This is a genomic window from Nostoc sp. (genome assembly GCF_035638895.1).
Taxonomy (GTDB): Bacteria; Cyanobacteriota; Cyanobacteriia; order Cyanobacteriales; family Nostocaceae; genus Nostoc.
The window spans coordinates 21,759-46,303 of sequence record NZ_DASQZC010000134.1; the positions used below are offsets into that span (position 1 = coordinate 21,759).

Annotated in this window: 26 protein-coding genes and 1 pseudogene; 17 read left to right on the forward strand and 10 right to left on the reverse strand. The window is 41.6% G+C overall.

What is annotated here, in order from left to right; translation table 11 throughout:
- The first annotated feature begins 18 nt into the window (after positions 1-18).
- From VE944_RS06590 to VE944_RS06625, 8 genes are all read left to right on the forward strand, one after another.
- A complete protein-coding gene (locus VE944_RS06590) occupies positions 19-198 on the forward strand; it encodes a ribbon-helix-helix domain-containing protein (protein ID WP_324974053.1) in 180 nt (59 codons plus the stop codon).
- 821 nt (positions 199-1,019) lie between these two features.
- Complete coding sequence (locus VE944_RS06595) at positions 1,020-1,520, forward strand: sterol desaturase family protein (protein ID WP_324974056.1); 501 nt, start codon at positions 1,020-1,022, stop codon at positions 1,518-1,520.
- 376 nt (positions 1,521-1,896) lie between these two features.
- Entirely contained in the window at positions 1,897-2,190 is a 294-nt protein-coding gene (locus tag VE944_RS06600) for a hypothetical protein (protein WP_324974059.1), read from the forward strand.
- Complete coding sequence (locus tag VE944_RS06605) at positions 2,177-4,156, forward strand: GAF domain-containing sensor histidine kinase (protein WP_324974062.1); 1,980 nt, start codon at positions 2,177-2,179, stop codon at positions 4,154-4,156. The genes VE944_RS06600 and VE944_RS06605 overlap by 14 nt, the downstream gene beginning before the upstream one ends.
- A gap of 14 nt (positions 4,157-4,170) precedes the next feature.
- A complete protein-coding gene (locus VE944_RS06610) occupies positions 4,171-4,335 on the forward strand; it encodes a hypothetical protein (protein WP_324974064.1) in 165 nt (54 codons plus the stop codon).
- A gap of 11 nt (positions 4,336-4,346) precedes the next feature.
- Positions 4,347-5,756: a hypothetical protein gene (locus tag VE944_RS06615; protein WP_324974068.1), complete on the forward strand. Its 1,410-nt coding sequence runs from the start codon at positions 4,347-4,349 to the stop codon at positions 5,754-5,756.
- 56 nt (positions 5,757-5,812) lie between these two features.
- Positions 5,813-8,746 (forward strand): response regulator, encoded by a 2,934-nt coding sequence (locus tag VE944_RS06620; protein WP_324974070.1) that lies wholly within the window; start codon positions 5,813-5,815, stop codon positions 8,744-8,746.
- 96 nt (positions 8,747-8,842) lie between these two features.
- On the forward strand, positions 8,843-9,220 hold the full coding sequence (locus VE944_RS06625; protein WP_324974072.1) for a response regulator transcription factor: 378 nt from the start codon (positions 8,843-8,845) through the stop codon (positions 9,218-9,220).
- Between the two features lie 68 nt (positions 9,221-9,288).
- Here VE944_RS06625 and VE944_RS06630 read toward each other — a convergent pair whose 3' ends face one another.
- Together VE944_RS06630 and VE944_RS06635 are read right to left on the reverse strand one after the other, a co-directional pair.
- Positions 9,289-9,411 carry a pentapeptide repeat-containing protein gene (locus VE944_RS06630; protein WP_324974076.1) on the reverse strand — a complete coding sequence of 41 codons (123 nt, stop codon included), beginning with the start codon at positions 9,409-9,411 and terminating at the stop codon, positions 9,289-9,291.
- Positions 9,412-9,494: 83 nt separating this feature from the next.
- The gene (locus tag VE944_RS06635) at positions 9,495-9,695 is read right to left on the reverse strand and encodes a hypothetical protein (protein ID WP_324974079.1); all 201 of its coding nucleotides are present in this window, start codon (positions 9,693-9,695) and stop codon (positions 9,495-9,497) included.
- A gap of 41 nt (positions 9,696-9,736) precedes the next feature.
- Between VE944_RS06635 and VE944_RS06640 the strand changes: the two genes are divergently transcribed.
- From VE944_RS06640 to VE944_RS06655, 4 genes are all read left to right on the forward strand, one after another.
- Positions 9,737-10,831 (forward strand): phosphotransacetylase family protein, encoded by a 1,095-nt coding sequence (locus VE944_RS06640; protein WP_324974081.1) that lies wholly within the window; start codon positions 9,737-9,739, stop codon positions 10,829-10,831.
- A gap of 193 nt (positions 10,832-11,024) precedes the next feature.
- Positions 11,025-11,528 (forward strand): DNA recombination-mediator protein A, encoded by a 504-nt coding sequence (locus tag VE944_RS06645; protein ID WP_118167156.1) that lies wholly within the window; start codon positions 11,025-11,027, stop codon positions 11,526-11,528.
- 95 nt (positions 11,529-11,623) lie between these two features.
- Positions 11,624-12,022 carry an MAPEG family protein gene (locus VE944_RS06650; protein WP_324974086.1) on the forward strand — a complete coding sequence of 133 codons (399 nt, stop codon included), beginning with the start codon at positions 11,624-11,626 and terminating at the stop codon, positions 12,020-12,022.
- An 80-nt stretch (positions 12,023-12,102) separates the two neighbouring features.
- Complete coding sequence (locus VE944_RS06655) at positions 12,103-12,594, forward strand: YajQ family cyclic di-GMP-binding protein (RefSeq protein ID WP_229556723.1); 492 nt, start codon at positions 12,103-12,105, stop codon at positions 12,592-12,594.
- A gap of 150 nt (positions 12,595-12,744) precedes the next feature.
- On the opposite strand, the gene VE944_RS06660 is transcribed toward VE944_RS06655, so the two are convergent.
- Both VE944_RS06660 and VE944_RS06665 read right to left on the reverse strand, forming a co-directional pair.
- A complete protein-coding gene (locus tag VE944_RS06660) occupies positions 12,745-13,302 on the reverse strand; it encodes a glutathione S-transferase family protein (RefSeq protein ID WP_324974093.1) in 558 nt (185 codons plus the stop codon).
- A 6-nt stretch (positions 13,303-13,308) separates the two neighbouring features.
- Positions 13,309-13,773 (reverse strand): hypothetical protein, encoded by a 465-nt coding sequence (locus tag VE944_RS06665; RefSeq protein WP_229556725.1) that lies wholly within the window; start codon positions 13,771-13,773, stop codon positions 13,309-13,311.
- Between the two features lie 522 nt (positions 13,774-14,295).
- Between VE944_RS06665 and VE944_RS06670 the strand changes: the two genes are divergently transcribed.
- Positions 14,296-15,015: a tetratricopeptide repeat protein gene (locus VE944_RS06670; protein WP_324974097.1), complete on the forward strand. Its 720-nt coding sequence runs from the start codon at positions 14,296-14,298 to the stop codon at positions 15,013-15,015.
- 226 nt (positions 15,016-15,241) lie between these two features.
- Here the strand turns inward: VE944_RS06670 and VE944_RS06675 are convergent, their stop codons facing one another.
- Both VE944_RS06675 and psaM read right to left on the reverse strand, forming a co-directional pair.
- Positions 15,242-15,652, reverse strand: a complete 411-nt coding sequence (locus VE944_RS06675) for a slr1601 family putative cell division protein (protein ID WP_324974099.1) — start codon at positions 15,650-15,652, stop codon at positions 15,242-15,244.
- Between the two features lie 247 nt (positions 15,653-15,899).
- Positions 15,900-15,989 (reverse strand): photosystem I reaction center subunit XII, encoded by a 90-nt coding sequence (gene psaM, locus VE944_RS06680; RefSeq protein ID WP_040630342.1) that lies wholly within the window; start codon positions 15,987-15,989, stop codon positions 15,900-15,902.
- 199 nt (positions 15,990-16,188) lie between these two features.
- On the opposite strand from psaM, the gene VE944_RS06685 reads away from it, so the two are divergent.
- The 3 genes from VE944_RS06685 to VE944_RS06695 all read left to right on the forward strand — a co-directional run bounded on the left by VE944_RS06685 (position 16,189) and on the right by VE944_RS06695 (position 20,106).
- Positions 16,189-17,457, forward strand: coding sequence for an FGGY-family carbohydrate kinase (locus VE944_RS06685; protein ID WP_324974102.1), 1,269 nt, complete (start codon positions 16,189-16,191; stop codon positions 17,455-17,457).
- A 771-nt stretch (positions 17,458-18,228) separates the two neighbouring features.
- Positions 18,229-19,206, forward strand: a complete 978-nt coding sequence (locus VE944_RS06690) for a restriction endonuclease subunit S (RefSeq protein ID WP_324974105.1) — start codon at positions 18,229-18,231, stop codon at positions 19,204-19,206.
- A gap of 159 nt (positions 19,207-19,365) precedes the next feature.
- Positions 19,366-20,106, forward strand: coding sequence for a dienelactone hydrolase family protein (locus tag VE944_RS06695; protein WP_324974108.1), 741 nt, complete (start codon positions 19,366-19,368; stop codon positions 20,104-20,106).
- A gap of 26 nt (positions 20,107-20,132) precedes the next feature.
- Here VE944_RS06695 and VE944_RS06700 read toward each other — a convergent pair whose 3' ends face one another.
- The 4 genes and pseudogenes from VE944_RS06700 to VE944_RS06715 form a co-directional block, all read right to left on the reverse strand.
- A complete protein-coding gene (locus tag VE944_RS06700) occupies positions 20,133-21,089 on the reverse strand; it encodes an N-acetylglucosamine kinase (protein ID WP_324974111.1) in 957 nt (318 codons plus the stop codon).
- A gap of 44 nt (positions 21,090-21,133) precedes the next feature.
- Positions 21,134-21,340 (reverse strand): annotated as a pseudogene (locus tag VE944_RS06705) (MFS transporter); the annotation flags it as partial.
- Between the two features lie 119 nt (positions 21,341-21,459).
- Positions 21,460-22,722, reverse strand: coding sequence for a glutathionylspermidine synthase family protein (locus VE944_RS06710; protein WP_324974114.1), 1,263 nt, complete (start codon positions 22,720-22,722; stop codon positions 21,460-21,462).
- A 7-nt stretch (positions 22,723-22,729) separates the two neighbouring features.
- A complete protein-coding gene (locus VE944_RS06715; protein WP_324974117.1) occupies positions 22,730-23,038 on the reverse strand; it encodes a hypothetical protein in 309 nt (102 codons plus the stop codon).
- A gap of 194 nt (positions 23,039-23,232) precedes the next feature.
- On the opposite strand from VE944_RS06715, the gene VE944_RS06720 reads away from it, so the two are divergent.
- Positions 23,233-24,545 (forward strand): valine--tRNA ligase (locus VE944_RS06720; RefSeq protein WP_324974120.1); only part of this gene is annotated, 1,313 nt, incomplete at its 3' end.

Genomic DNA, 24,545 nt, shown 5'->3' on the forward strand with positions numbered 1-24,545 from the left:
TATCTAGCCTATCAATCAATGAATAAAATTGCTGCACTTAAATTTCCCTGTTTTGCAACCTCCAGTAGAAAAAGGGCGCTTAAGCGAATTACCTTAAACTTGACATCAGATGAAGCCCAGAACCTTGAAAAGTATTGTGAACAGACAGGCAGACCAGCAATAGATGTAATTCGGGAACTTATTCAAGCATTGCCTTGACCTGACTTTTCATGCCAAGCCTGAAAAGCTCCGATTAGACCGGTGTTGCATTAATGCAGGATGAATAGGCGGTTGAAAGGATTGAAAAGTCGTTCCAATTTGAGCGAAATCATCCATGATTAAGCAATGCCTGCCGATTAGACCCTCACGACTGGATGTTTGCTATTTAAATTCTATTGTTTGTTGCGAATATACTAAAAAACAAGGGTTATAAATTATTCTCTGACGGAAGTTACGACAGAATAAGGATATTTGCTGATTGATAGTCTACTATTATGGCATGTAGTTAATTCTAGATGCTCCAAATTTTGCCGCCTCTTAATTTAATTGTCAATCAGCTTTCCTCACTTTGATAACCTAGGCTATTTTGGCAGAATGCCTATTTCTATTGTTCTGATTAAATTTTTAATTAAAGCTTAATTGCAATCAGTTTAGTATTAATAATACTGAAGAACGTCTTAACCTAAATTTGTACTAATTTTAACTTAACCTTTGCTTACGCTGTATGTCTTAGTAAGAAGATTATGTAGTAACTATGGTAAAATACAGTATTTCTATCGGAATTTAGATGTATTGCTACCATTAATCCAGAGTTAAAAGCCAAATTGGAGGTTCTTACAAGCTGCTGTTTACTACATTAAGGATTGTAGATTCGTGAAACTGCAAACCCAATTACATATACTCTGAGTCAAATTAACTGGAGTGTAGACCCGTGAAATGCATAGATGATGCAAGCATCATAGAAAATCAGGTGTCTACGTCCATAGCATAAAATTTGCATATTTTCTGTGGAGTTTTCTTAACTTATTTGAGGAGTACAAATGCTTGAGGCTATCGCTGTTGCTTGGTTATTACTGTTTTTTGGCGATTTTTTATCTACATTCTTTTACCACGTACCCGAGCACGTTTTTGGTAGCCTACATTTAAAAACGCACCACTCCTGGAAGAAGGACTTTCGCCACTACGCTATTTTGACTTTTAATCCCCAAGTTCTTTTAGATGGGATCTTGGGAGCTTTGCCTTATGTACTTATAGCAATAGTCTTGTGGCCTTTCTCTCCCATCGGCGTTATCTCAGGATTACTGCTTGGTCAGTTTCATGTATGGTGGAGACACATAAGTGTACTAGGTTGGAAAACTTCAAAGCTTGTCAATATTTTATGCCAAATTCTGTTTATTACTACTCCTGAGAGACACTGGTTGCACCATCACAAAACTAATTTGAGTTTCGGTGATATTTTCACGTTCTTTGAGCAACCTGCACAAATGTGGTTACGCTGGCTTCGGTTACTTAGACTTCGTTTTCGCTACTCTCGAATCTAACTGAAGCTAGCGCTTATCTAAATACTTTTTAAAATTAGCAAAAAAGGCTGCGATCGCAGCCTTTTTTTGTAGGCTATTTATTTTTTGCCAGACAGAAGATTATTCCAGCCTCAGAAAAGCTGATTTCCAATTTACAAGTAGTCGCAACAAGAGATATCAATTTGCCATAGCTTTTAATCTATGCCTTTATAGAATTGGAAAAGTTTTATTCATAGTTTTTTATAACTGATCAAAAAGTAAGTGATTTACATAGACGTAAGGACGCCTCTGCTACGGAATCTAAATATATTTGCTGATGCTCAACTTTGTTGTTATATCGCCCATCTTTCTGGGAAAACTAATCTTAATTAGTAAATTATTATATCCCTAGATTTTTATGACAATTTCTCTCTTTTCTGGAGATGCTGGGCGTAGCTTCCTTATCCAAAGGGGTATGGATAGCTACGGTGAAGTAAGCAGGAGGCAGGAGGCAGAAGGCAGAGGGTTGCAATATAGTTTCGGCTGCTTTTCTATAGAAAAGACCGCGCGGGAGCAACTGGTAAAAACTAAGAACATGCCTGTCTGTGGAAACTTAGCCCCAGAGGTAGCAGATAAAATTAATAACCTGGTTGGCTTGAATACAGCCAATTTACAACTTGCTACTTATGAGGTGTTTCATGTCGGCAGTTAACCTCAGAAAGATGCTCAACAAAAAAGAGTTGCCATCTCTACTTCATAACTTAATTTACCAGTTTAACATTGCGATTGATGTTGAACTGGTAGACGGCACGAAACTGATTAGCATTGGGGAGCAAACTGTAGAAAACCGATATCCAATCGAGGTGTCAGGAGAAATCATCGGTTGGGTAGTTGGGGGAGAACAGGCAACTCTACTTGCGGCTTTGCTCTCCTTTCTGGCAAAGCAGGAAGCTGAGAAGAAAGTACTCGCCAAAGAATTGTTAGAGCGATACCAGGAAATTGATTTGTTTGACGATATCTCGACTCAACTGACAACAAGTTTAGATACGCGACAGATTGCCCAACTTGTGCTTCAGGAATTGAGACAATTAATTGAATCATCTGCGGGGATAATTCTGCTTTTGAGTCCAGATGCAACTGCATTTGAAATCATTGCCGAATTTGGAATGTTTTTTGACCACAGTCAGCCGCAACCGGGTAAGGGAATTATTGGCAACATTGTGCAATCTAACCGCGCAGAACTAATTAATAATGTGCAAGCCGATCCTCGCTTAGAGGGGCAAAAAAACATTAGTGCAATGATTTGTGTACCGTTGCGAGCCAAGGAGCGGGTACTGGGAGCGATCGCTATTGGAACCTCCAAAACTGACTCATACATGGCTGAACACCTGAAACTTGTGAGTATCTTTGCCTCTCAAACAGCGATCGCCATTGACAAAGCTTTGCTTTACGAGCAAAGCACTCAAGCAGCCCTCCAGGCAAAAGCCCAAACACAGAAGCTTCAGCAAGCTCTCCATGAGTTGCAATTAGCCCAAACTCAGTTAATCCAAAGTGAAAAAATGTCCAGTTTAGGACAACTTATTGCCGGAGTTGCCCACGAAATCAACAACCCGGTTAACTTTATTTACGGCAATTTAAAGTATGTTGCCGAATACGCCCAGGACTTGTTGCACCTGTTGGAAAAGTATCAGAAATTCCTACCTGTTGCTCCTCCAGAACTGGAATCAGAGTTAGACAACATAGACCTAGAATTTATCATGCAGGATCTCCCCAAACTGTTAGCTTCGATGAAACTGGGCACAAGTCGCATTGTAGAAATTGTCCAATCCCTGAAAAATTTCTCCCGCCATGACGAAGCCGACATGAAAGCCGTGAACATCCACGATGGCATCGATGGAACCTTAATGATTCTTCATCATCGCCTGAAAGCAGATGTTCGTCGTCCGGCAATAGAAATCGTTAAAGACTATGCAAAACTTCCTCTAATTGAATGCTACCCCGGACAGTTGAATCAGGTATTTATGAACATCCTGGCAAATGCCATTGATGCTTTAGAAGAAGATATGGAAAACTCCAGATTCAGGAGTAGCCCCCAATCTCCAACCCCCAATCCCCAAATCACTATTCGTACCAAAGTCTTTGACCAAAAGTGGGTTGTGATTCGTATCGCTGACAACGGCCCAGGTATGAAGGAGGAGGTAATTCGCCGCATTTACGATCCCTTCTTCACCACGAAAGATATTGGTAAGGGAACCGGGTTAGGTATGGCAATCAGCTACCAAATTGTTGTAGACAAACATGGGGGAATGCTCAAATGTCATTCTCAACCAGGTGAAGGCACAGAATTCTGGATTCAGATTCCGTTAAATTGTGCAGTGGTGGAGGCTACTGAAGAACAGAATGACACCTCTGCTTCGCTAATTTCCCCAATAGAATTATCCCATACTCCCGATACCGATGGCTTCATTCCATCAACAACTCCAATGCTCAAACCGACGGATTTGTTCATTCGCCATACTCAATTGATCCAGCGACTCTCACAGCACAATCCAAATGTGGAAGATGCATCACCCGATCAAATTTACCAGATGTTCCAGCGCCACCCAATTTCATTAAGGCTTTACGCCACTTTGTTGTCTTGGTTTTGTTGTTATAACCCTACCCAAATACACCATTAAAAGAAACCTCAACCATGTTTACTACGCTAGAGAACCTAGAACAAACTGGTCGCTACGATCCCTATGAAAAAGAGTTAATCCCCAAAGAGGGGCATCTGGTTCTGGTCAGGATCTCTCGACTGATGATTCAGAAAGATGGGGAGCAACTGATCTGGTCTATCCAATTTCTTTATTATTGATGTTTAGAACAATGAAACAAATGAATAATAATTCGCCAGGACAAAAACATAAAAGTATTTTTGTAAACAAACTTAATTTAAGAGTTACCAAGAAGAAGGCTTTCTTCAGTACTCTCATCTTATTGCTTGGTTTGCTTGGAATTGGTACTTTCTGGTTTAAATCCAGATATGATTTTGATAATCAGATGACGGTTAAAATCCAAGAATTATCTAATGCCGAGTATCCAGCAAATCCTGCCCTATTAAGCAAAAATTTTCAAAGATATTCCCAACGGAAATTAACAATTATCAAGAAAGATGAAACTCACTTCGATTTTATACTCGAACCGACAAATAAAAAAACAGCAAAGATAATTATAAAAAATGTTGATTTAAAGCTATTAGTGCCTAAAGCACCAGAATGGGTGAAAAAAGATAAAGGTTTAGAAATAATTGCCTTTACAGATCGAGAGTGGAACCGACAACAAGTTAGCTTTCCGGCAAATTCTGAAAATATAGAAATTATCGGAGGCGATGGTTTTGAAAAGCAAAATCTTGTAGAGATTGCTTTGGCTAACAATTGCTTAAATGCTGGATTTTGGGAAGTTTTGCTTTTTACGGAAGAAAATGGTAATAAATCCCTTTATTATCAAAATTGGTTTACCTTACCATTAGGACATTATAAAAATGTATTTGAAAATATCAATAAAATTTCTTATTGGGACTATTGGTGGAGATTAGAACACTGGCAAGATCCGAGTGGTACAGTAATAAATACTAATTTGCTCAGGAAAGTGATCGATGAAAAAGAAATCGTTACCAAGTTTCCAATTGATGAAAAAATTATTTCGGCAGGGGAACAAAGTAGAAAAGTTAGGACTACACTAGCAACTAATTTAACTAGCTGGAGAGATTTTTATAGTAACCAAAGTAAAATTGAATTTGCAAGTTTTAGAGCACCAGGATTTTACGATGCCAATAAACCTTGGAAAAATGAATACTGGAGAATAGGCAAATTTGAAAAAGCTATTTTGAGAACCATTAAACCTATCGGTACTCAGCAAAAAATGCAAGAGATAGAATTAGTATTAGGAGATACAAAGACTGGAGAAAAAAATAAATTATTCATCAGTGGTATCGACATAAAAAATCTTCCTAAATTGCCTGTGGAAGAATATCCTAAAGGCTTATATATGCCGATGGGAATTGGGATACCTCCTTTTTATCAAAGTTACGAAGAATTAACAAAATCTCATCCAGACGAAAGCCCCTACTTCAGTTTTTTACTAGATTCAAAAGATAGATGGATAGATCATCACTACTTAGCAGTTGATGGTTCAGTGATGCACCTTGATATGGATAATCCAAATCTTTTGCATCTTTATTTACTGTCTTATGAAAGAAATACTTTAATTACTCATCTCTTAATCTATTTGAAATAAACGCTCCGCTACCACTGATTACTCAGTACTCACCACTCACCACTCACCACTCTCTTATGCTAAAAAACCCTAAATTACTGAAAATCGCTCACCAAGGAATTCTCAAGCAATTCCTGATCACTTTCTTACCACTGTCCGTCCTGGTCGGGGGCGTGCTGATCATCATTCATCAAGCAGAGAGTAAAACTGAACGGGGCGCAATTTCGATCAACGAAAGCCGTAACGTTGACCTTCAAGCCAAAATAGCTGCTAATGATTTCAATTTGATTAAGTCAGACTTGATGTTTTTGGCTACCCAAAACGAACTACAGTCCCTGCTCAACCGACCTGGGGGTACAACTGAAACACTGGAGTTGAGGCAGATCGCTAAAGAGTATTTTTCCATGTCTCAGCAGAAGCAACTCTATGACCAGATTCGCTTTCTTGACACAACTGGTAAAGAAATTGTCAGAGTCAACTTTAATAAAGGTCAGCCCAGCGTTGTCCCTGACGAAAAACTGCAAGTCCAAGCAAAGCGTTACTGGTTTAAGGATACCTTACCCCTCAAATCAGGCGAGGTCTTTGTTTCGCCACTGGATCTAAATATTGAGCGGGGCAAAATTGAACAACCGCTCAAACCAATGATCCGTTTTGGCACTCCTGTATTTGATTCTCAGGGGCAAAAACGCGGCATCGTTGTGCTTAACTATCTAGGTGAGAAATTTATCCAGAATCTGCAAAAAGAAAACTCGACAACTTTAGGCGAAATGCTGCTACTCAATGCTGATGGTTATTGGCTTAAGGGATCAAAGCCAGAGAATGAGTGGGGCTTTATGTACGAAGACCGCAAAAACCAAACCTTCGCAAAAGCCTTTCCGAAAGTTTGGCAGCAGATAGCCACAACGGAGTCGGGGCAGTTTCAAACGGCTGAAGGATTATTCACCTTTAAAACCCTGTATCCTCTACTGGAAGTTCAAAAAGCTCAATCCAGTACGGGGGCGACCCGCGCCTTTGATTCCAGTCAAGAGAAGGTGGATGCCAAGTCTTACCGTTGGAAAATTTTGACTCATGTTCCCCCTGCGATCTTAAATGCGCGATCGCAAAGTTCTTTTAAGCGACTCGTGCTGTTTTATGTTGTTCTGGCTGGGTTGATTGGGCTGGGTTCCTGGCTATTAGCCCTATCCCGCTTGGGACGGCAACAAGCAGACACAGAACTGCAAGCAACATTCGCTGACCTGACTGCGATTATTGACAATTTAGCAGATGGGCTGCTAGTAACCAACACCATCGGCCAGATCACCCGTTTTAACCCGGCGCTGCTCAAAATGTTCCAGCTTGGCGACATTGACCTTAAAGGAAAAGACTATCAAGAAATTTCTCAAGTTGAAATTGCTGATTTGGTAAAGCAGACCCACAAGCAGTCACGAGAAATCTTCACAGCTGAGGTCGATCTAGCAGCAGGCCGGGTTGGTCAAGCTCTAGCAACCACCATCTTTAAAGAAGGGTTTAAGGATGAGTCGAGGAAGTGGCTAGGCTCAGTGATCCTGATTCGGGATGTGACAGCTGAGAAAGAGATTGATCAGATGAAAACCGATTTCATCTCTACGGTTTCCCACGAGTTACGGACGCCACTAACTTCTGTTCTCGGCTTTGCGTCGATCATTAAAGAAAAGCTGGAAACCGATGTTTTTCCAATACTTCCTACCGAAGACCGTAAACTTCAGAAAACGATTAAGCGGGTGGGTGACAATCTCAACATTATTGTGTCAGAAGCAGAACGGCTTACATCTTTGATTAACGATGTCTTAGATATCGCCAAGATGGAAGCAGGTAAGGTGGAATGGCAGATGCAACCCCTCGATCCTAGCGAATTACTCGATTGGGCAACCAATTCTACCGCCGGGTTATTTGAAACCAATGGCTTGGAGTTAGTGTGCGAGATAGAACCTGGACTGCCTGAGATACTAGGCGATCGCAATCGTCTGCTACAAGTCCTGATCAACCTGATTTCTAATGCCGTTAAGTTTACCGAATCCGGTTCTGTCATCTGCCGCGTTAAACAAGAGAACGAAGGTGTTTGCATCAGCGTCATTGACACAGGCGTTGGTATTACACCTGAAGACCAGCCAAAAGTGTTTGAGAAATTCCGCCAAGTTGGCGACACCCTCACCGACAAACCCAAAGGCACAGGGCTAGGACTGCCCATCTGTAAACAAATCGTCGATCATCACGGTGGTAGAATCTGGGTGGAGAGTGAGCCAGGTAAGGGAAGCATATTCTCGTTCATCATTCCGACCTCTGCTAGCGATCGCAAAACCAGTACCAGTCTGAATCTGGATGCGCTAGTCAAACAACTTAAAGAACACGTCATCACCACAAACCCTGTGCTGGATCAAAACAGCAAAACAATTCTGGTAGTGGATGATGATGTCAACATTCGGGAATTGCTTCGTCAACAATTGGAAACCGAAGGCTATAATGTCCGCGAAGCGAAAGACGGGGTGGATGCAATTCATCAAATCAAAACAGCCCGTCCCGACCTCATTCTCCTGGACGTGATGATGCCCCAAATCAACGGCTTCGACGTGGCAGCCGTCCTCAAAAATGATCCCCAGACCGCAGACATTCCGATCATCATTCTGTCAATTATTGAAAACAAAGAACGAGGCTACCATATTGGCATTGATCGCTATCTCACCAAGCCCATTGACACAGAGAAACTCCTCAACGAAATTGGCTCATTGCTTTCCCAAGGTACTTCTAGTAAAAAGGTATTGGTTGTGGATAAAAATGCCTCAACCTTAAAAACCCTATCGGATGTACTACAAACTCAGGGATACAGCGTGATTGAAGCCTCCGATCCCCAAGAATGCATGAATAAAGCTCGGTCAGCCAAACCTGACATGATCATCATCGATTCTATTTTCTCTCAAGAAGCCGACATGGTGAAAGCCCTACGGTTTGAGAAGGAGTTGGAAAATGTATTTTTTATTATGCTGTCTGAACAGTAATCGCTGCGACTTGGTATTGGGGACTGGGTACTGAGAACAAATTCTTCTAATCCCTAATCCCCAATTCCTAATCCCTAATCCCCAATCCATAATCTTATGACCCAGAAAATTCTAATTGTTGACGATGAACCTAATATCCTGATTTTGATGGAACAAGCCCTAGAAGCATTAGAAGACGAAGGTGTTGAACTTCTAACGGCTCGAAATGGAGAAGAAGCTCTCGAAACTATTAAAGCCGAAAAACCAAACCTGGTTTTTCTTGATGTGATGATGCCGAAAATGAATGGTCTGCAAGTCTGTCATATTGTTAAACACGAACTACAAATGACTGATATCTACATCGTCATCTTGACAGCAAAGGGACAGGAATTTGATAAACAAAAAGGAATAGAGGTTGGTGCAGATTTATATCTAACTAAACCATTTCGCCCCAAAGAAGTACTTGAAAAATCAATGCAGGTGTTGGGCTTTTGAGGAAAATTCTGAATGGTTTTCACTTGCTTTCGTTTCTAGTGTGTTGGAGGCGATCGCATTTGATTTAGTCAAGTCGATCTACTGAGATTAACACCAGTCAAATCGCTATCGGTCAAATTAGCCCCATTAAAATCTCTCTCCCCAGCAGGATACCTTTCCAGCAATTTTTTAAGTGGGGCGAGTAATTTCATACAAATCCTGGGTGCGGGTATACCAGTTACAATACTACGGTTTATTGGCTAAATTGCCGTAAAAGAAGAATTGGGGAAATCATCTACTGCGATCGCAGCTTTTTAGTTGACCCAGATTCAGTATTATAGGACAAGAACCCTCTTTCCTCAAAAGCCTCCCCTGCCTCCCCTGCTTCCTCTGCCTCCTCTGCCTCCCCTGTTTGTTCAATTAGAAGGTAATTCTGGGAAACCTTAATTTGTGAGAGCTGAGGCTTTTGCCAGAAGGAACTAGAATTAGGAAACACCTAGCTGGGTTCTTCTGACTTTTGAAATTAGGAGTGCATGTGTGCCAAAATCCCCTAAATATTTGCTGATTGGATCAACCGAGACTTATAGCGGTAAATCTGCAACTGTTCTGGGTTTGTCTCATCAGCTACAGCAAAAAGGACTGGATATTACCTACGGTAAACCGCTTGGTACGTGTTTGAATTCGTCCAGTGGAACCGTAATTGAGGAAGATGTCCAATTCATCGCTCTTAGCCTCAATTTGCCGGAAAACCGTGTTGCACCTACAATGCTGGCTTTGGATGAACCAAATGTGCAAAAACGCTTGCGAGGGGAAGACAAAACCGATTATCAGCAGTCCTTAATACAGCAATATTTGCATAAATCTCAAGGAGATTTGGTGTTACTGGAGGGGCCTGGTGATTTGTCCGAAGGCAATTTGTTTGACTTGTCTTTGCTGCAAATTGCTGAAGTATTGGATGCTGGCGTGCTGTTAGTAAGCCGCTATAAATCGTTGCTTTCGGTTGAGTCGCTATTGGCTGCTAAAGGGCGTGTGGGCGATCGCTTGATTGGAGTTGTAATCAATGATATCCCTGTCACCCAACTAGAAGCGGTTGACACTCTCTTGCGCCCGTTTTTGGAACAGCAGGGGATTCCAGTGCTAGCAATGCTGCCTAATAGCGATTTGCTCCGCAGTGTCAGTGTTGGCGAACTAGTCAAACAGTTAAAGGCTGATGTTCTCTGTCGCAACGATCGCATGGATTTGTTGGTGGAGAGTTTAGCAATTGGAGCGATGAATGTCAACTCTGCTGTGAAATATTTCCGCAAACGCCGGAATATGGCAGTGGTAACAGGGGGCGATCGCGTGGAAATTCAGCAAGCGGCTTTGGAAACTTCTACCCAATGTTTAATTCTCACCGGGCAACTACCACCCCCACCGTTCATTCTCAGTCGCGCTGAAGACCTAGAAATCCCCATTTTGTCTGTTGACTTAGATACCCTGACTACTGTAGAAATTGTTGACCGCACTTTTGGTCAAGTCCGTGTCCACGAGCCGATAAAGGTTGAGTATATTCGCAAGTTGATGTCCGAGCATTTTGACATTGACCGTTTGTTATCCAAACTAGGTTTAACTCCCGCAGAGGCATTGTCTTAAATTCATTGCTCAGTTATCAGTTAGGAGGCTGTATTACTGGTAAGGGTACAGCTGGCTCACTATCACCTCCCAAGGGACGGCGAGCTGTTTCCTTACAATCGAAAATTAGTAGCAATGTTTAACTCAAGTTTTCCTCGTATCTACACGCTGTTTGGTAGAATATCTGGGTTGTTTAATCTGATTATCTCCATCTTTGAGCCAATCAACAGACCTTATTAACCTAGATACATTAGCGCAAGAACTAGCGACAATCCAGCAAACGGGTTCTAAAAAAATCGCCTTGCTGGGTTCTCGTCATGTACCGATTACGCATCAGAATCTTATTGAAATGATGACTTATGCCCTAGTTTTATCGGGTAATAGAATCATTACTTCTGGTGCTACAGGTACAAATTCAGCGGCCATCAAGGGAGCAACCCGGGCTGATGCAAATTTGTTGACGGTGATTCTACCCCAAAGCCTGGAACGCCAGCCTTTGGAATCGCGCCAGCAACTAGAACAGGTAATGCATCTAGTCGAAAATCCCAGTAATGATACTCTGTCCCTTGCTGAAGCTAGTTACTTGTGCAACAAGGAGATTGTCTCCCGTTGCCAGCAACTAATCTGCTTTGCCTTTCACGACAGCCGCACCCTGTTACAAACTTGTCAGGATGCAGAAGAACAAAGAAAAGTGGTGACGCTTTTCTACTTTGATTAGTCATTTGTCATTTGTCTTTTGTCATTTGTTATTTGACTAATGACTTATGACTGATGACTGATGACTGATGACTAATAACCAACGACTAATAAGTAATGATAATTTTTTTGTACTCGATCGCTGCTGCTGTCGTTCTAATTTACGTGCCATTTTTGCTAGTAGCTTATGCCCGTGTGCGTATTGGGTATGAAATGTTTTCTACTCCTCGCGCTCTGTTTGATAAATTGCCACCTTATGCCCAACGAGCTACTTGGGCACATCAGAACACCTTTGAAGCGTTTATGGTGTTTGCAGCAGCAGCATTGATGGCTTATGTAACTGGTGTAAATTCTTTTACAGCCCAAGTGGCTGCGATCGCCTTTGTGGTAGCCCGTTTGCTATACTCAATTTTTTATATTTTGAATATACCCCTTTTGCGATCGCTCATGTTTGCCATTGGCATCCTTAGCTCTGGCACCCTGTTTTTCTTGAGCATCATCCAAGCTACTAGTTAATTGGGGAGTGGGAACTGGGGACTGGGAAAATTTTCCCAATACCCAATCCAAAATCCAAAATCTAAAATCCAAAATGTTTTATGGCTTCTACTTTTTCTTTTGACATTGTGAGCGACTTTGACCGACAAGAGTTGGTTAACGCAGTCGATCAAGTTATCCGAGACATCAAAGGTCGTTACGACCTCAAAGACACTGAAACTACTATTGAGTTAGTCGAAGAAAGCATTAACGTTAGTACTGACAGCGAGTTTACCTTAGATTCTGTACACACCATTCTGCGCGAAAAAGCCGCCAAGCGTAACCTCTCCCAGAAAATCTTTGATTTTGGCAAAGTTGAATCAGCCAGTGGTAATCGCGTGCGTCAAGAAATCAAACTCAAAAAAGGCATTAGTCAGGAAATCGCAAAACAAATTTCCAAATTGATTCGGGACGAATTCAAAAAGGTACAAGCTTCAATTCAAGGCGATGCTGTACGAGTTTCTGCCAAATCTAAAGATGACTTACAAGTAGTCATGCAGCGTCTGAAACAAGAAGACTACCCAGCTGCTTTACAATTTACAAATTATCGTTAACAGATTCGTAATTCGTAGTTAAAAATTCAATTACGAATTACGAATTACGAATTACGTTAGCGCAGCGTTAGCGTACCCTTCGGGAAGCAAGCTCGCGCAGCGTCTCGTAGAGAGGAACGAGCGTCCGCAGGAGCGTCATTACGAATTATTTTAAGCTCCTTTGCCAATACTTTTTTGAAATGCTGGACGCTCAGATAACTGCTTGATATAATTCAACACCTCTGGGTAAGAACTGAGGTCTAGTTTGAGCATGATGGGAATGTAACTCAGAATAGATCCCACTGCCACATCAGCAACAGTGAACTCACTGCCAAGCAAAAAAGGTTGCTTACTGAAAATTTCATTTAACGGAGTCAACAAGCGCGGCATTTCCCGCTCCCGACTTGCTTCTACAAAAATCCCTGGCCCAAGGGTAGCATTGGCAAACAAAACCCATTGGTAAAATACAGCACGTTCTCCTGGTGAAAGTGGAGTTTTAGCGTACTTATCGGCAAGATAGAGCAAAATTGCCCCAGATTCCCAAAGTTTAAAATCCCCATCAACAATTGCTGGAACTTTACCAACTGGATTAATTGCCAAATATTCAGCTTTAAGGTGTTCACCAGCCTGCATATCAAGCTTGACAAATTCATAGGGAAGTCCTAGTTCCTCTAAATACCAGTGAACAATTGAGGCTCGACTACGAGCGCCGCCGTAAAGTTTGAGCATAATTACTTAAAGAACTTTGTGAGTGTGAGAATGTTGTTTAACGTTGTCTTCTTTGGTGACAACTCTAGCGGCGTTCAATACTCGCTTGCGCTCAATGGAATACTTAAATTCGCTGTAGTTTGTACCTAAAGGAATCAGAGATTTTGCAGATTCACGACGCTTGTAGGTACGAGCTGCTGCAAATGCCCGTGGTACAAATTCTTCGCCAAACTGAGCCGACTCTGGGAAGCCATCTGGCAACACTTGTGAATCGCCATCCAGGACAGATCCCAAAGTTGTTGCATGAGCCAGCTTATAGGAGGTAGGAATGCCCTTTAAGAGCGCTTCCAAAGCCGCAGAGGGAATCGGTTCTATAACTTCGATTTGATAAACCTCTCCATCTTCTTTGACGAAGCAGGTTGCCAAGCCGATAACAATGTAATCATCGGTTGCTAAATCAGGGGCATTAGGATAGGAAATTGCGGTTGTCATCGGAAAATTTCTCAAAATTTAAAAATTGAATTTAGGGAATGGGGCATTAGGAAAGAGGAGGCAGGAGGCAGATCGCTTTTAGCGTCTCCCCTTGGGAGAAGGCAGGAGGCAGAAGTTCTTTAATGCATGAATTTTGAATTGATTTCTCCCTCATCTCCCTCATCCTCCCCTGCTCCCCCTGCCTCCTTTGCTCCGTACTCCCTGCCCCTCTGCCATCTTTTTCACTCTAAAAGAACGGCTTGTTGGCATTCTACCAATTTGTAGCTCTTACTACTTGACTCGCCTTTGAGATTGACATCTGTTATTTCTGGAATTCACCCTAGGGATGAAGTATTCATGATTAGGTTTGAGGATCAATTGTTTATCTAAGGCGTAGATTTCTCTTGTGCGGCTAGGTTAAGTTCTCTCTTAAGTTGCTTTACTGTAACCCTAAATACTTTAAGAATGGAAATAGTAGTAAAACCACTAGCAGACGAAAACTAGAATTTGATTCCACAAAACACAGATTTAGTATAGGTAAATATGAATATTCACTCATTTTTAGCTGATGGTGACCAGCAACTTAGTAAATGTAAAATTGTTTCAAATATTACATATAAAACTCACGCACAGAGGAAAAATGACGGTGGCAAATCTATTTTAGGCGATCGCTATTTACGCTCTTGTGCTTTGAGTTCGGCTCAACAAGGAGATTATACTGAGGCGATCGCACTTTTAAGCCAACTCATTTCCCGCCATCCCCACAATGCCATTGATTACAACAACCGGGGGCTAATTTATTTCCAAAGTGGTAAAAGGCAAAAAGCACTTTCCGACTATAATACCGCTCTCAAACTTAATCCCTATTTGGCTAGTGCTTATAATAATCGGGCAAATTACTACGCAGCTTGTGGAGAATTAGCAGCAGCACTTGCCGACTACGATCAAGCGATTGATTTCAATCCTCGCCATGTCCGGGCGTGGATTAACCGAGGGATTACCTGGCGTGATTTGGGGCAATATGAGGAGGCAATTGAGAATTTTGAGGTAGCACAGCTTTTCGGTCAACTAGAAGGTCATATCTGGGCTGAACGCGGCAGGACTTACCATCTTTGGGGTGACTGGAATTGTGCGATCGCTGATTATCGTCGCGCCCTCACTCAACTGCCTTTTCTCAATAACAGTAAGGATATTACTGGTTATCGCTTGCGTTTACAACTCGAAAATTGGCTAAACGAGCTGCTGTCTCAATCAGCGTCTTAATTGGTAGATTAGTTCTTCTAGGGGATTGAAAATTCAAAATAAATTATTAAACTTTGAATGAGATTTTAGTGACGCTGTATCGCTCATGACTAATAGATGATAGCTACATAGTTATTCAAAAATTAGCTATTAACCATTATTTATTAGCAATAATATAAATTAACACCCGGCTTATACGTAGCCTGAATCACAAGAAACTTAAATAATCCCAAATTCGCTATTTGTGTCAGGGTGATGACTTTGTTTGTTCATCTTCTCGGCGATCCGGATTCATCAACACGACCCGACGCTGATTAGGATCAAATCTGTATCCTTGTTCTTGCATAATACTTTTGGTTTGCTGAGGATCAAAGTTTCGGCTAAATTTTACCTGCAAACCATTGACATGTGCTTCCATCAGCTTGACTTCAGTACTAATTTCACGCAACTTTTCTTGCTGTGACCACTGATAAGGCAAAAGTTGTGATAAGGCAGATGCTGCGACGGCTGTAATTACAAGATTAACTGCTATTTTGGCTGTGCTTTCCAGAGCCATCACCTGGTAAGAACGTTGGCGAAGATGCCGCTTTGGTCGAGGAATGACCCGGCGTTTTTGTATAGGTTGTAACGGTGGTCTGGAGGGTTGAGTCGCGTTCATGATGCTAAAAAATAACCTCGCTGAGTGAAGGGAAGCACTGTAAAAGCTCTCTGGCGCTAATTACTGCTGATTTAGCTGTCATATTACTTCATTTTTTTGAAATAGCTACAAGTGTTGTACCAGTTAAAAAATAACCTGGCTTACGTAAGTGCAAGTCTAGACACTTATGGCTCTACACCATAAGCTCTGGAAATTGCACCCCGTACTGCCAGGATTATTAGCTTTTTAACTGTGTCACATCGAAGCGTTATTTGTAAAGTTCTGTGGCTAATCGCCAAGCTAGAACTCCGGGGATCAAGGCCACAACTAGAGCGATGTAGACTTGAGTATCTGAGATGGAAGATATCTGAGCGATGTACAGAGTATCTAAAATAGGCATGGCTGAAAACCTCCTAACCTGAATAGATTTTGATCAGTTCGTTTACTACTTTTCCTTGTTTTGCCAAGATTGGGGAATATCTTGTTACAAGATGCAACAAAAGCAGTTATTAAACAGTAGTCCTTAGTGATTCTTTATCAAAAAAATTCATAAAACTATGGATTTGTATTTGGGTATCGACTTTGGCACCTCTGGCGCACGCGGTATGGTGGTTGATGAGGAAGCTAGCATCCAGGTTGAGGTGCGATATCCCTTCCAGGACTCACCAGGCGCCGTTACGCCCAAAATTTGGCAAGAGGCTTTGTTTGTACTGGTGCAACAAATACCTGACCGATTGCGGCGAGAAATTAGAGCGATCGCAATTAATGGTACTTCCTCCACCGTCTTGCTGGTCGATGGTGCTGGCAATCCAACAGACGCACCATTGCTGTACAACGATGCACGGGGATCATTGGTGCTAGAGCATTTGAGGAGTATCGCACCCCCCAATCATACCGTGTTGAGTGCCACCTCTAGCCTGACGAAACTTTTGTGGATGAGACAACAACCCTCTTTTAGTGAAGCTAGATATTTCCTGCATCAAGCAGATTGGCTGGCGTTTCTCCTACATGGACAGTTGGGTATTAGCGATTACCATAATGCTTTAAAGCTGGGTTATGACGTGGAAGAGTTGAAATACCCAGAATGGCTAGAATTGTTGCAAATCCCGATTCAGCTACCTAAAGTTTTACCTCCTGGGACTCCGATTGCCGAATTGCGTCCTGAAATTGCCGATAAGTTCGGTTTCCGCCGTGATTGTCTGGTGTGTGCAGGTACAACTGATAGTATTGCTGCTTTTCTCGCTAGTGGGGCAAAATTACCTGGTGAAGCCGTGACTTCCCTTGGTTCAACGTTGGTACTAAAGTTGTTAAGTCGTACCCGTGTAGAAGATGCCAGATATGGGATTTACAGCCATCGGTTGGGTGATTTGTGGCTGACTGGTGGTGCTTCTAATACTGGGGGTGCAGTACTAAAGGAATTTTTCACAAACGCTGAGTTAGAAAGCCTTAGCCGGGAGATTGATGCTTCAATTGCCAGCGAGTTAGATTATTATCCGTTATTGAAGGTAGGCGATCGCTTTCCGATTAATGATCCGAATCTACCGCCACGTTTGTCACCACGCCCAGATAACCCAGTGGAATTTTTGCATGGGTTGTTAGAAAGCATTGCCCGCATAGAAGCGCGAGGGTATGAATTATTACAGCAAATGGGAGCTGATAAATTGAGCCGTGTTTATACTGCTGGCGGTGGTGCGGCGAATCAAACTTGGACTGCGATTAGGACGCGTCATTTGCAGGTTCCTGTAGTCGCGTCAGTGTACACAGAAGCAGCTTACGGAACGGCGCTATTGGCTATGAGAGGTGGAATTAAGGGTGGACAAGAGTAATTGTGTAACAATCTTTTCGTAGGTATTTCGTAAATCAGTATCTATCCCAGTGACAATCTACATATCTCGGCCGATACTGGGATGATTAGATACCGGACTATAGATTCCAGGTTCATGATCTGGGCAGCTATTCGGGGATGGGTGCTTCGCAGCAAGCGAATGTCATCTGTCCCCTTTATTAATTACTGGTATGGGTTTTAACTAATACAGCACAGCGTAAATCTAGTGATTATCTCAATTAGAGACTATTAATAAAGTAAATCTTTAGTGACTAAGCGACGTAGCATAATGCGAGTCATCACCAAACACCTCGCGCCGTGGAAGCCTCTGGCTTCAGACATGCGGGTAAGGCGCAGGCGAATTTATTCGCCGTCTTAGAATCCATAAGAATATCCATCCTTTTTATGAGTTGCTGAAAAATATTGAAACTCATCGCTGTCTTTTCGATACTTATTTTTAAGTTACTTGCAATAGCCTAAAAGTATTCGGCATTTAATAGGCTAGCAAATAGCCAATCCACAATTAAACAAATATGTATTTATACGTAGTTTATTAGTTAGCTTAAGCTAACTAATAAACTACCTTATTTTCATACAAAGTTAATTTTTAAGTACATCCACTGTTATTTAGCTAAACTTTGTCTAGTTATCATGTAGCCAATTAAACTAATAAGTTAAGTCAAGTTCAAAAACTAAACTCCAATATCAAAAAACCTTAGCTATAAACCAGTCAGAGGTAGGGCTGCTCATTGTAGGAAATCCAGTCTGAAAAATGACAAATATGTTGCAAATGATTAAAGTTAGCGAACTTTTTGATGTGCGCTATGGTCACTCTTTAGAGCTAAATCGCCTCACTATTACATCTAAAGCTAAAGGTATCCCATTTATATCAAGAAAAATGGGAGACAATGGAGTTGCAGCGTATGTAGAGCGCATCCCAAATTTAGATCCTAATCCTGCTGGTGAATTAACCTGTGCTTTGAGTGGTGGAGTTCTTTCTACATTTATTCAAGAAAGACCATACTATACAGCATTTCATGTTGCTTGTTTACGTCCATTACGTAATCTAACCAAACCTCAATTGCTTTATTACTGTTTGTGCATTACTGAGAACCGCTATAAATATAATTATGGTAGGCAAGCCAATAGAACATTGCCATATATTTTAATTCCTGCATTTGAAGAAATTCCTAAGTGGGTTAATTCAGCAAATATTGATTATTTTGAAGATGCAGAAAAACCTCAAGAAAATAATTTTATACCGAAATTATTTGATTCACAAAGAAAATGGCATTATTTTGCTTTTTCGAGTATTTTTGAATTAAAAAAAGGGAAACGTCTGACTAAATCAAATATGACAGAAGGTGAAACTCCTTTTATTGGTGCAATTGATAAGAATAATGGTATATCAGGCTATGTTGGGCAATCTCCTATACACGAAGGAAATACCATTAGTGTGAACTATAACGGCTCTGTAGCAGAAGCTTTCTATCAACCCAAGCCATTTTGGGCTTCAGATGATGTGAATGTCTTATACCCTAAATTTAATTTAACGCCTGCTATTGCCATGTTTCTGATTACTATTATTAAAAATGAAAAGTATCGGTATAACTATGGTAGAAAATGGCATTTAGAACGTATGAAACAGTCTCAAATTTTGCTTCCTATTACACTTAACAGTGAACCTGATTGGGATTTTATGGAAGAATATATAAATTCGCTGCCATTTAGCTCACAACTGTGTGCATAAATTTTTTAAGCGTTATGGATAGCCAAAAGCAACATCGTGCGATTGTGGGCTGAAAGTCACCGGATGCTGGAAAAACTTCGGGTATTTTGTAGATGCGGATGAATGCCTGACGGCATTAGGCTGCTTTAATGACAGCAAGCGGAACACGGAGACAAAAAAGTGCAAATCACTAAGCGCAATGTTGAATTAAGAGTAGATGGCAGCTTAATGCGTGTTTATGTTGCGGCTCCCAAAGCGGCAGGAAAATACCCTGGTATTGTCTTCTACAGTGATATTTATCAGTTAGGCGATGCAATGATTCGTCTAGCTAACTACTTAGCAGGATACGGCTATGTAGTAGCAGCCCCAGAAATTTTTCACCGAATAGAGCCAGTTGGTTTAGTAATTGAGCCAGACGATCTGGGACGGATGCGGGGAAATGACGATGCGCGTCGAACCTCGGTAGCTGATTATGATGCCGATTGCCTTGCTGTGATTGAATTTCTGAAAACAGAGAGTGCGGTTTCTCCAAATCAAATGGGGACTCTCGGCTTTTGTATTGGTGGACATTTAGCTTTCCGCGCAGCATTTCACAGCGAAATTCGGGCTTGTGTCTGCTGTTACCCTACTGGTATTCCCAGTGGTAAACTGGGTAAAGAGGTAGCCGATACAATTCAGAGGGTAAGTGAAATTCAAGGCGAGATGCTAATGGTGTTCGGTACTCTTGACCCTCATATACCAGATAGCGATCGCAAAACCATAATAAAAGCAATGGAGAATGCTAACATACCTCGCCAAGTTTTCTTGTATGAAGCAGAACATACATTCATGCGCGACGACGGTTATCGTTATGATTCTAGTGCTACCACCGCAGCTTGGTCTGAAATAGTAACTTTCTTGGGGCGCATATTTGCAGACTGAAAACTTATATTATTGCTTTCTTCGCGTCAAATTTGAGTTGTCTGCAACGCTAATAACCCAGCACCGTAAGCAGGTTCATACCTCGGAAAAATCACGTTTATATTAGGGAACTTCTTAACAAGAGACGCTGCAAATCTTTCATGAATCTTGCATCTACCACGCCAGACACTTCCCGTTGTGACTACTTCCAAAACTGAGTCAGTAGTAAAAATTGCATCAATTACTGTAGATATAGCTTTCACTAACTCTTTTACAGCATCATCAATTATGATATTCGCTACTATATCACCTGAAGCTGCTGCTAAATCTACAACTGGTGCTAAAGCAGCTATCTGTTTAACTCCCCATTCTCGGCGATATACTACTTCTATTAAGTCTTCTATAGTTTCCAAATCAAGATGCTGTTTGAAACCCTCTAGCAAACTCGTTGAAATCTCTCGTCCATCATAAGATTTTAATGCTGCATTCATGCCTGCGATCGCAATTTTATAAGCGCTACCTTCATCTCCTAAAATATACCCCCAGCCGCCGACTCGCTTAGTATGTCCTTCATGATTTCGTCCGAAAACTATTGAACCAGTACCTGCTGCAACCACAATTCCTACAGGCTGACCAATTCCACCAACTAAAGCAATTAAAGCATCGTTACAAATTACAATATTCGCTGGCTGTAACGCCCAATTAATAGGCAATTTGTTATTCTGTAACTCTTTAACTAAACCTTTCACTACTTCGATATCTGCTGCACGGTCTACACCTGCTAAACCCAGACATATCGCGTCAATATTCACATAATTTGCAATTATTGCTGCCTCAACCGCATTGTGAATTGCAGATTGAATAGATTGAAAAGTAACTTCGATACCTATACTTTGATAATTAGATGGGCCTGCTTCAGCACGACCTAGCACTTGATGCAAATCATCCATTAAGGCACAAACAGTCTTGCTACCGCCGCCATCTATTCCTAAAACATAACTCATTGATTGCAATAATCTTAATTATTTTGATGCTTCAGTTCTTCTTTTCAAGTAATAAAAAATAGAGCAATCATTCCAGGAATCGTCAGCAAATAAACCAAGACAAAAAACAATGGATAGCCAAGTGCTTTTTGCAGATAACCACTTACTAATCCGGGTAACATTATTCCTGAAACCATAATGCCAGTAAATATGGCAAAATGAGAAGTTTTATATTCGCCTTGGCAAATATACATTAAATGATTACGGAAACTGTATTGATGATGATGTAAGGTATACCAGAGGCAAAGTAGAGGGTGGGTATGTATGTCCAGGGCAAAGGGGTAGTAGTTTGAGGTTTCATGTTTGCCTCTAATTATCGGTGTTATTAAAATTAACATCCAATCGGACACCAATAGGATAAGTTATCTGTAATTTCCCCTTCAGAAAGGCGGATTCCTACACCTCCAGAGATAAATTTATCATTACCATTGTTATATAGCCAAGCTCCCCAAACTTGAGTCATTGACTTGCCATCAATTTTTAATTTAGGAAACTCTAATAACTCTTGATAGACATAATTCTGTTGTGTATACCAAGGGTCATTATTACTACTACGCACAGAGATATTTCCTGAATTAACTGCAAATCCTCCTTCACCTTCTCTTCCTAAAATAGGTTTGGCAAAGTATGAATTACCTATTGCTGTTGCACTCAGTGATGTTTTAGGAAAATATTCCCATACTGTCCCAGCATCTTTGCCAGAAAAAAAGTCATATCCCAAATCTGTAATCAGGGCAAATATACTCTTTGGTTGCAGTGCAAAGGCAGAACCAAAGTTCACAATCACAATTTTGTTCTCAAAAATTAGTTGCTCTAGAGCCGGCCATAATCTTTCACCTTTTTCATCAGTATCATGGATTAGCCATTCCACTGGATACCACATAAAAAGTATATCTATTGGTTTTTTTGTTCTCTGGTCAAATAAATACTCACCATCTTTGATGCCAAGATATTCTAAGGGTAAAATGATACTTTTGGACTCCAAGTAATTTCTTAGCCATCGCATAGTACCTAAATCTTCGGCATTATTCAAAGCTGTAAATGCTACGTGACAGTCTGTAATTGGTTTACCCAAATTTAATGCGGCTCTATTTATATGCTGATTGAGTGTTATTTTTAATATCTTTTGAGCATCTAAATCTGGTTCTTGCAATCCAAAATGTCTAGCGACTTTATTATTGCCATCCGTACACTCAAACCAAAAACTAGGAGTTTGGGGATTAGTTTCTACTACCTTTTTTATCCCCGTTTCTTGATTCCAGCACCAGTCAAGACGCATACAAAATGGTGCGAGGAAGTCATATTTAACTAACTTGATAGTAGCTTCGGGAAATCCATAGTAAAGTAGTGTATCCTCATCAAGAGTGCGGATAATTTCCCACACTTGGGTTAAAACACTACCGATTAATTCCGACGCTTGCTGGATTTCTTGTATCGTCTGCGGTAAAACTTGATGGCAATAATAAAGAGCGTAAGGTGTTTCTTGGTCAGTCAGAGGTATACCTGTTCCTTCTTCAATAGGAGCAAAGTTGTACCAACCCATTTTCATCGACTGAAATAGACGCTTTCGTTGAGGACTGTTGAAAATATTCATAACTCTCTTATCCACCTGCATGACCACCGCGACCGAAACTACCAAAACCACTACGGCCCTTGCCAGAACCTCTGGAAGTCCCGGCCTCCGATGAATCACCAGAACCGGATCTTCTAATGCTACTCCCACCAGAGTAACCACTTGTGCCACTACCATTAGATGAGGGTGAACAGTTATTCGGTTGTTGTTTAGCGTTCGGCAACTTTGTGGAGATGCAATCTGACTGTCTTGCTTCTGGGGTTGTCGCACAAGAAGCAAGTAGCGATACAGTCATAACGAACACTATGAGTTGAAATAAACCTGGTTTCAATTTCATGAGTCTTTCTGGATGAATATACAGATGTCAGCTACGGAATTTATGCAAGATAACTACAAGGGTCAAAAATAGATTTCGCATTTCCAGATAGATTTTTTAAGGAATATATCTACGATTTAGAGAATTGCTAAACAAACCCTCTCCAACCCTGTGGCAAAATTTATTAGAGTCCTTCCATAGTTAGTTTGCCCAGCATGACCGCAACTATTCCCAATCTCCCCAGTCTCTACGACCCCTTTTCCACTGAAGCCAAGTGGCAACAATTCTGGGAAGACAACCAAGTTTACAAAGCTGACCCCAACAAAGGCGGCGAACCCTACTGCATTGTCATTCCACCGCCGAATGTCACTGGCAGTTTGCACATGGGTCACGCTTTTGAAAGTGCGTTGATTGATACCCTCGTGCGCTACCACCGGATGCAGGGACGTAATACCCTATGGCTACCCGGAACTGACCACGCCAGCATTGCTGTGCATAGTATGCTGGAAAAGCAACTCAAAAAAGAGGGTAAGACTCGCTACGAGTTGGGGCGCGAAAAATTCCTAGAACGCGCTTGGCAATGGAAGGCGGAGTCTGAGGGGACGATTCTGAATCAGCTACGACGCTTGGGTGTCTCAGTGGACTGGTCACGGGAAAGGTTTACCCTGGATGAGGGTTTATCTAAGGCTGTTGTGGAGGCGTTTACTCGCCTTTACGAGGAAGGCTTAATTTATCGTGGTGAATATTTAGTTAACTGGTGTCCCGCTTCTCAGTCGGCTGTGTCTGATGTGGAAGTAGAGAATCAAGAGGTTAATGGAAATCTCTGGCACTTCCGCTATCCTCTCACCGATGGTTCCGGTTTTGTAGAGGTGGCGACAACTCGACCAGAAACGATGCTGGGTGATACGGCTGTAGCGGTTAATCCCAATGACGATCGCTACAAACATCTCATTGGTAAAACTCTAACTCTGCCAATTCTACAACGAGAAATTCCCATTATTGGCGATGAATATGTTGACCCGACTTTCGGCACGGGTTGCGTGAAGATAACTCCCGCCCATGACCCGAACGATTTTGACATGGGTAAGCGTCACAATCTGCCGTTTATCAACATAATGAACAAAGACGGCACTCTCAACGCTAATGCTGGGGAGTTTCAAGGACAAGACCGCTTTGTTGCTAGAAAAAATGTGGTTTCTCGCCTAGAAGCAGATGGCTTTTTGGTGAAGATAGAAGATTATAAGCATACCGTTCCCTACAGCGATCGCGGTAAAGTACCTATTGAACCCCTCCTCTCGACTCAGTGGTTCGTCAAAATTCGCCCTCTAGCTGACAACACTCTCGAATTCCTCGACCAGCAAACTTCTCCAGAGTTTGTCCCCCAACGCTGGACAAAGGTTTATCGTGATTGGCTAGTAAAACTCACTGATTGGTGTATTTCTCGCCAATTATGGTGGGGACACCAAATTCCGGCTTGGTACGCTATCAGTGAAACCGATGGACAAATTACCGATAATACGCCCTTTGT